The organism is Microcoleus sp. AT3-A2 (assembly GCF_036705685.1).
Classification (GTDB): Bacteria; Cyanobacteriota; Cyanobacteriia; order Cyanobacteriales; family Microcoleaceae; genus Microcoleus.
In genome coordinates, this window is the sequence record NZ_JAUBVF010000005.1 from 184,373 (window position 1) to 191,534 (window position 7,162).

5 protein-coding genes are annotated in these 7,162 nt (G+C 47.2%); 4 read left to right on the top strand and 1 reads right to left on the bottom strand.

The window, feature by feature from the left end; all coding sequences use genetic code 11:
- Positions 1-29: 29 nt before the first annotated feature.
- Positions 30-1,691: a glycosyltransferase family 39 protein gene (locus QUB37_RS05590; protein WP_333159905.1), complete on the bottom strand. Its 1,662-nt coding sequence runs from the start codon at positions 1,689-1,691 to the stop codon at positions 30-32.
- 74 nt (positions 1,692-1,765) lie between these two features.
- On the opposite strand from QUB37_RS05590, the gene QUB37_RS05595 reads away from it, so the two are divergent.
- From QUB37_RS05595 to QUB37_RS05610, 4 genes are all read left to right on the top strand, one after another.
- Positions 1,766-3,253: a hypothetical protein gene (locus tag QUB37_RS05595; protein WP_333159907.1), complete on the top strand. Its 1,488-nt coding sequence runs from the start codon at positions 1,766-1,768 to the stop codon at positions 3,251-3,253.
- A 68-nt stretch (positions 3,254-3,321) separates the two neighbouring features.
- Entirely contained in the window at positions 3,322-3,495 is a 174-nt protein-coding gene (locus QUB37_RS05600) for a hypothetical protein (RefSeq protein WP_333159909.1), read from the top strand.
- A 118-nt stretch (positions 3,496-3,613) separates the two neighbouring features.
- The gene (locus QUB37_RS05605; protein WP_333159911.1) at positions 3,614-4,018 is read left to right on the top strand and encodes a DUF4347 domain-containing protein; all 405 of its coding nucleotides are present in this window, start codon (positions 3,614-3,616) and stop codon (positions 4,016-4,018) included.
- A gap of 772 nt (positions 4,019-4,790) precedes the next feature.
- Positions 4,791-7,162, top strand: a 2,372-nt coding sequence (locus QUB37_RS05610) for a DUF4347 domain-containing protein (protein WP_333159913.1), incomplete at its 3' end; no start/stop codon positions are given.

The window sequence follows — 7,162 nt, forward strand, 5'->3', positions numbered from 1 at the left end:
ACCCCAAGGAGGGACTATTAACTATTAACTTACTTTTTAGTTACCAAAACCCAATCGTCTGCTGCTTTGACAATCTCAGCATTCTGCAAACCTAAATGTTTTAAAACTGGTTTTTCTAACAGAAAATAAGGTTGAGGATGAGATTGCCATTTCTGTTTTAGCGTCGGCGCGTCGGCGACAATAACTTGGCGTTGACTGTAAAAATTCAGCGATGGACGGCCCAAGCGGTGAGAAGTAAACACCTGTTGACCCGCCGGAGTTCCTGTGCGGACAATTTCGGCGATCGGCTTAACGGGATAATCCTCCGCCAGTTCCCAAACCCAGTTATCTGAAGCCACCAATACCAATAGCGTCAGGTAAGTTCCCCAAATTAAAACTAATATAAACTGCCGGTCTTTGCGGTGCAGCAACACGGCCGCCATTGTCATTGTCAAAGCTACAAACATCAGCATTAACTGCAAATCTCGCTCTGGAGGCGCAATTTGTCCCCCGATCCGTACCCAGCCACTAAAGTACACGCAACCGACGACAGCCACTACACCCAGCACTGCTAAAATCGCGGGATGAGGCAACAAAGAAATAGCATCAAAACGTTCTTCTGCTTCCTCTTTGATCGGCTCTGGTGGCAGCCACAGTTGCTCCCAAACTTCAGCGAGATAACTGCCAACGGCAAGAGCAAAAGCTGGATAAATTGGCAAAACATACCACGGCAATTTAGTAGTCATCACAGAAATAGCCAGCAGATATACTCCAGTCCAAACCAATACTAATTTTGGCCCTGCAAAACTGCGATTTTCCCAACTCAGACGCAGCCCTTGTAGCCAAAATAACTGCCACGGCCAAGCTAATTTAAAAATTTCTAACAGATAGTACCAAGGCGGGCCTCTGTGACTGCTTACAGGTTCCGAAATTCGCCGGAAAGATTCGTTAACTAAATTAATGTGGATGAAATATTTGCCGTAGTGCAGCCATTGGGCAAAATACCAAGCAGCTACTGGCAATGTTCCGATCGCCAATCCGCCCCAAAGATACCCAGAAGTGAGGAGTCGCGGGGTATCCCAAACCAAAAAAATACAGCCCATCGCACCCAGCAGTAGCCCCAACATCACGCCCTTAGTCAGGCAAATGAGTCCGAACCCAATCCCTGCCCCCAAAGCGTAGCGCAAATCCCGGCGCGATCTTAGCAAACACCACATCGCCGCCAGCAAAAAACACAAAACTGCTCCATCCAACATCGCCAAACGTCCATGCCGCACCACCGGTAACAGCGTCAGATACACGAGGGCAGAAAAAATGGCGATCGAACGCGGAGGAAACAACTCCCTGCCAATGGCGTAAAGCAAGGGCACTGAAGTGGCTGTCAGCATCGCCGGTACCAACCTCGCCGTCAATTCGCTGACACCGCCGACGGCAAAACACAGCCCGATTAGCCAGTGTACCAGCGGTGGTTTGTTCAAATAAGGCATTGAGTCGATCGTCGGATACAGCCAGTTTAAGTTGCCGCGCCAAATTTCACGACTTACCTGCGCTGCAATGCCTTCATCCCAATCCCGCAAAGCCACGCCGCCCAGATTCATCCCGAAAATCAGCACTGCAGCCAACAGAAAAGCCAGCATCCACACTTTGTCTGTAAAGCTGTCATTCCAACGATTTTTCAGTTTGCGGCTTAGGAATGGAAAGATTTCTGACATAAGTTAAGAGAGTTTTGAGCGTCCCAAACTGAAGGTAAACTTAGACAGCAGTTATTCGCGACTAGGAAAATACCATGAACTTGCCTGTAATTATAGATATTATCATTGGCTTAGTATTTATCTACCTGACTTTAAGCTTGCTAGCTTCGGAAATCCAGGAACTGATTGCTACTGTTTGGCAGTGGCGGGCGGAACATTTAAAGAAGTCGATCGAAGTGCTAATTTCTGGAGGCAGCGAAGGATCGAAAGATCCCCTGCAATTTAAGAGAGTCGGACAGTTAGCCCATTCGATTTACGCCAATCCGATTATCAAGGATTTGAATCAGGGAGCGAAAGGGGTTTTGTCAGAAGGATTCCGCTCTGTTACGCACCGCATGGGGGATTTGTACCACGGAGTTACGGGTACTAAAAATGTTTTCGGCAATAAATCCAGTGGGCCTTCTTATATTCCAGCCGAGTGTTTTTCTGCTAGCCTTTTGGAGACTTTAAAGGTTTCTAGCTTGCTCAGCTCTATCTCTAAAACCCGATTGGAAAGATTTAAAAATTTACAATTAGCACAAATTCAACAGATTGGAGGAAATCTGAGTTTACCGGATTCTACTAAACCGATTATTGAGCAAGAATTTAGGTGGCTGACTGCGGAGTTCAATCGAGTTGTTGAAGATTATCAAAACAATTTAGCAAGTTTGAGCAACAGCTTAGATCGGATGTCGGAAAAGCTAGGATTTTATATTAAAGATTCTCAGGTTTATCTACCAGAAACCGAGCTGGCAGGGAGAGAATTTCAGAGGCAGATGGCATTTGTCAAGGCTCGTTTTGATAGCAAAATTGAGCGAGGGGCGCTGCTAGGGCAACTACAACCGAGTTTCAGCAATCTGTTAAATACTGTTAAAAAAAGTCAAGATTCTGTAGCAGAAATTATGGAACTCAAAGAGGAGAGTCCGATTTATCAACAAATTCAAGAAACCTTGGACAGTATGCCAGAATCTTTGAAACGCAGCCTTTATATTTTAGCGCAGCGCGCTGAAAAAAGCGGCGGAGATACTCAAGAGCAGTTGCAGCGGTTTCAGAAAGAAATTGAAATTTGGTTTGACCAATCGATGGAGCGTGCTTCTGGTGTTTACAAGCGGAATGCTAGAGGGGTAGCGATTTTGCTCGGAACTGCGATCGCTGTCGCTGCTAATGCTGATAGCATTCATATTATTAATCGGTTGTCGAAGGATTCGATGTTGCGATCGACTGTTAATTTGTACGCTGAGCAGTTGGTGACAAATAATGCTAAGACTAAATCAAATAATTTAACCAGTCTGACAAAAGTTCAACAGGATGTCGATCGAGCTTTGGATCAGGTAGCTCTGCCTTTTGGATGGAGCGAACAGAACAGCTTAGAACGAGATAAGCAGGGGAATTTATTGTGGCCGGCTTTGATTGCAAAATTGTTTGGTTGGATATTGAGCGGCGTAGCTATTTCGATGGGGGCTGCTTTTTGGTTTGAGGCACTCAACAAGATCATTAATATTCGCAATGCAGGGAAAAAACCGCCATCTTCCACAGAATCTTGAGCGGTGCAGTTGCGAGGCCAATCTACTAAGTGTCATACCCTTTTAGATTTTAGATTTTAGATGGGGGAATGACTGAAGACTATGGAGGTTTCAAGCACCGGCGTACAGTTGCATTCTTTTTTGAAAGTGGGATCACGGATAGGATACCGGATCGATCGGTAATTGCGCGTTTGCCGGAACTAAGGGAAAACACGCAGAATATAAATTCCGTGCGATCGCGGATGGCAGTGCTGCAGAAATAGGGCAAACTGATAGATAGGTTAAATAAGAATGGGCGACATCAACAAGGTTGCTGGCAGTTTCAGAAGCTCTGACTCCAAGGCTGTATCTACCGCTCAACACACTTTTGGAGGACGGAATATGTTGACTTCTTTAAGGGAAACGACTCCCGCCTTGGAATACACAAATTCCCCATCCAAAAGTTTTGTATTCAAGGACTCCAGCATCAATGAAGGTGGATATTTTGTTTCCAGAATTTTGACTGGGGAATCTGACTGCATCGAGAAAATTACCTCGGCACTTCAAAAATATGCCTCTATCCTTAGAGAGATTGGCAAAGTTGGCTCGACTTCTGACGGCCGATCGGGCCAACTGCAATTAGGCTTTGTTATCCTCAGTTCAGATTACCTAGAACGATACAAAAGTCAATTGCCAAAATCGCATACTTCTCGGACTCAAAACAGCGGACTTGGTTCGTGTTATGCCGATCGAGATAGTGATATACTAAGCAACGGCGATGGGCGCGATCGACTTTTTGCTAATTAAGGAGAGTGATTTAATGCAGGGTGTGGAATGTACCGAGGGCGACTGGATCGAATGCAATTGTAATTAGTGACGCAGGCGCGATCGCAATCAACGATTTCGATCTGACTAAATCAGCAATCATATCAACTCCCGCTGAATAATTTGAATCACGTTTGTAGTGAGGATGGCAGTCCTCACAGTGTCGGTAGCACCCCATAAGACAATTGATTTCCCGCGATGGGTTCCACTTAATATTAGACAGTGTTGACTGTTAGTAAATGCGACCAAACGTCCTGGTAATCAGTATTTGGGTGTACCGCCAACCTAGCAGCTTCAAAGCATATAGAATTCTTCAAAATCTACATAATTCAGTTATCCCTTGGATGAAATACAGCTAGGGAAACTCTAGTGCCTTGTCCCTCTACGTAAAATCTCACACTCCAATAAGAAATACTAAATATAAGAGGAGTTATTCGGAGGTGAATTACCTCCACTATTTCCGCATCCCTCAACTCAGGCTACTATTAGCAAAATAAGGTCAAAAAAAATTGGATAATAGAACCTAGATTTATTTCAAAAGTCCCGATTAATATTGCCATCTATTCCCATAGATAGAGGCTCAAATTTCCCTTTGACTCAATATGCAAAAGGCCAATGCCGAGCAAAATAAATCACTAAAAATATTTTTAAAATGACACCATCTCCAAATTTGGTGTTAAGATATAATCAAATAAGCCTGATGAGATTACTCCGGGGTGTATCTACTAATAATGCCCTTAATGGAGTCTCCAATATGAGTTCTACAGTCGCTCAAGTTAACTCACAATCTGCTTTTAAAAAAATGCCACTGCGCTCCTTAGTCTTCATTGACTCCGGCGTGGAAGATTACGAGTCAATTACAGCGGGAGTGCTGCCGGGACAGCAGGTAGTAATACTCGATCGCACCAAAAACGGCATCGAACAAATCACCTCCGAGATGGAAAAATATGCCTCTACTAACGGGGCGATAGACTCGGTTCACATTATTTCTCACGGCAGTTCTGGCAGCCTACAATTAGGCAATACCGCTCTGGGTTCAGATAACATAGAGCAATACAAAAGCCAGTTGGAAAAGTGGCAAACTTCACTAGCCCCACAAGCAGACATCATGCTGTACGGCTGCGATGTAGCAGGCGGTACAGGTGCTAATTTCGTCGATCAATTCAGTCAATTAACCGGGGCTGACGTTGCGGCATCCACCAACACAACCGGCCGTAGCGGCGACTGGAATTTAGAATTTGCCTCTGGCCAAATTGAATCTCCCTTAGCCTTGCAGTCAGAGGCTATGACAAGTTACCAAGGTGATTTAGCTACGATCGTAGTATCCAACAATAGCGATAGCGGGCCGGGTTCATTAAGGGCTGCGATCGCCAGCGCTGTTGCCGGTGATACAATTACCTTCGCTCCAGGTTTAGCCAGCCAAACCATTACTCTCACCAGCGGTCAACTCGATATTCCCGCTGGCAAAAACATCACGATTGACGGTGCCGCAGCAGCGGGTTTAACTATCAGTGGTAACAACGCATCCCGCGCGTTTTTTGTCAACGCCAACGTTGCCACTGCTACCAATTTTGTGGTCAAAAACCTGATTATTACTAACGGCAAAACTACCGATCGAGGTGGCGCGATCGGCACAACCGACGAAGTAAACCTCACAGTAGAAAACGTTCAGTTCAACAACAACGTCGCCGATAAAGGTGGTGGCGCAATTTTTGGTAATTTCAACAATACCCTGACTGTTACCGACAGTAAATTCAACGGCAACGTAGCCACCGCAGCTAACGATGAACGCGGTGCAGGTGCGATCGGCTTTTTGAGTTTCAAAACTTTTACAGTCACAAACAGCGACTTCACCAACAACAAAGGAATTAACGGCGGGGCAATTAACAGCCTTCAAGGTAAGCTGACAATTGACAACTCCCGATTCATCGGCAACGACACCACAGCAGCCACTTTCGCCACAGGGCAGCCCAATTCTTTCTTAAGAGGTTTCGGCGGCGCAGTTTATACCGATCGAGCCAGCAATCCCAGCGAAGCTTCCGGCACAATTAAGATTACCAATAGCGTATTTCAAGACAATAAAGGTCGAGGTGAAGGAGGCGCAGCTTATCTGTTCACCGGCAGCCAAGACAACGTTATTTTGGAAAAGAGCACCTTCCAAAATAACGAAATTCTGGCGCTACCCGGTGGAAATCCTGGAAACGGTGGTGGGGTAACAATTTTGAGCGACAACACCAACCAGGGATTGACTATTACCAACACCACCTTTGCGGGCAACAAAGCCGGCAATCAAGGTGGCGGCCTGTGGATGCGAAATGCCCCTACTACGATTACTAACAGTACGTTTTCTGGCAACTCCACGGCGTTTGCTGCTGGTGATTTCAACAAACTCGGCGGTGCAATGACTCTTGGTGCACCCACAACCATTCTCAACACGACGATCGCCGATAATTCTGCCGGCTGGGTTGGTGGAGGTATCTTCGCCACTGCCAATAATGTCACCCTCAAAAACACGATTCTTTCCAACAATACAGCGGCTAACGGAGGAAACCCTTGGGGCATTCAGCAACACGTCACCGCCCAATATAGCGATCAAGGAGGGAATTTTCAGTGGCCGGCCAAAAATCCCAATGACGGAAGCGATTTCAATGCGACGGCAAGTATTACGATCGCAGACCCCTTACTTGGGCCTTTGCAAAACCTCAACGGCGCTTTAGTCAGGCCGCTGCTGACAGGAAGTCCGGCAATTGATACAGGGATTGCCACCGGCGCACCCACTACGGATCAGCGCGGCGTGACTCGTCCTCAAGATGGCGACAGCATTCCAGGTGCGATCGTGGACAGCGGATCTTTTGAATTGGGAGGTAGTGTCGTCCCGGCCCCAACTCCGACACCCGCGCCGGCCCCAACTCCGACACCCGCGCCGGCTCCAACTCCGACACCCGCGCCGGCTCCAACTCCGACACCCGCGCCGGCTCCAACTCCGACACCCGCGCCGGCTCCAACTCCGACACCCGCGCCGGCTCCAACTCCGACACCCGCGCCGGCTCCAACTCCGACACCCGCGCCGGCTCCAACTCCGACACCCGCGCCGGCTCCAACTCCGACACCCGCGCCGGCTCCAAC